Annotated in this window: 1 protein-coding gene; it reads left to right on the top strand. The window is 70.9% G+C overall.

The window, feature by feature from the left end:
• Positions 1-549, top strand: a 549-nt coding sequence (locus tag ACLEQD_RS45030) for an AMP-binding enzyme (protein ID WP_410392012.1), incomplete at both ends; no start/stop codon positions are given.

Genomic DNA, 549 nt, shown 5'->3' with positions numbered 1-549 from the left:
TCTCCTCCACCCCGGGTGCCCGCCTCTACCGCACCGGCGACGTGGTGCGCTGGCGCGCGGACGGGATGCTCGACTACCTGGGCCGCGCTGACTTCCAGGTGAAGGTGCGCGGCTTCCGCATCGAGCTGGGCGAAATCGAGTCCTGTTTGCTGGGACATCCCGCCGTGCACGCCGCCGTGGTGCTGGCGCGCGAGGACGTGCCCGGAGACAAGCGGCTCGTCGCGTACCTGGTTCCGGAGGAAGGCCAGTCGCTCGACGCCACGGAGGTGCGGAGCTTCCTCAAGCAGCACCTGCCCGAGTACATGGTGCCCTCCGCGTTCCTCGTGCTGGAGGCCCTGCCGCTCAACACCAACGGCAAGGTGGACCGCAAGGCCCTACCGGCTCCCCAGGGCGCCGCGCTCGCCTCCACCTACGTCGCGCCGCGGACCCCCGCCGAGGAGCAGCTCGCAGCCCTCTTCATGCAGGTCCTGCGCGTGGAGCGCGTGGGCATCCACGACGACTTCTTCGCGCTCGGCGGCCACTCCCTGCTGGCCACCCAGCTCGTCTCGC

It is taken from the genome of Corallococcus sp. 4LFB, assembly GCF_046520365.1.
GTDB lineage: Bacteria > Myxococcota > Myxococcia > Myxococcales > Myxococcaceae > Corallococcus > Corallococcus caeni.
Note: the sequence above shows the minus strand (reverse complement) of the source record. Positions and strands in the feature narration are given on the sequence as shown.